At 56.5% G+C, this 632-nt stretch carries 1 pseudogene; it reads right to left on the reverse strand.

Annotated features, from left to right (window positions below):
• Positions 1-470: pseudogene (locus AB1Z34_RS11150) on the reverse strand (IS256 family transposase); the annotation flags it as partial.
• Between the last annotated feature and the right edge of the window lie 162 nt (positions 471-632).

The following is a 632-nucleotide window of genomic DNA, read 5'->3' on the forward strand; positions in this document are numbered from 1 at the left end:
TGGCCGCCATCGATAACGGCGATAAGTGGGGCTTCGATGCGCTCGAGAAGTCGTTGGTAGTCGCGCGTGGTTTCGTGTTTGCACCAGTGCCAGGCGATGACATGGTCGATAGTTGCGGCAATGATCAAACAGCCGCCGGCGGTATATGTGCCGTCTAGAAACACCTGGTCGTAAACCCGCCCGATATGTCCGATGGTGGGATCTGGTACGTCAACGAGCCAGAAGGGTTCGAAGCGGCGTTGCAGTGTGCGCGGTGAGCATCCCACACGACTGGCAACGGTATCGAGGCTGGCGCCAGTGGTCAGGTGGTCAATGAAGGCGGCAAAAACCGTGGAATTGGTGATGTCGCTGCGGCGCTTCACACTCGACGCGCCGCAGTGTTTGCATCGCCACCTCGTAGTTCCTTTGCTGGTAGTGCCGTTGCGTTTCATCTCATCGCCGCAGTGGCAGCGTGGTTGGTTCTTTGACATTGCGACACCACACCACGCCGCGTGTAGCACATCACTGCTGCCACACCGCGGATTTACCGTCCCGGAGCCAAATATATGCTCCCGGAGCATATATTTCTCTGAAACCTAGAGGTCAACCACTACAAATCACCGAATCCAGACACACTTTCTGTCGTTTAACCC

This window comes from Corynebacterium sp. 045007, from assembly GCF_040743205.1.
Classification (GTDB): domain Bacteria; phylum Actinomycetota; class Actinomycetes; order Mycobacteriales; family Mycobacteriaceae; genus Corynebacterium; species Corynebacterium jeikeium_D.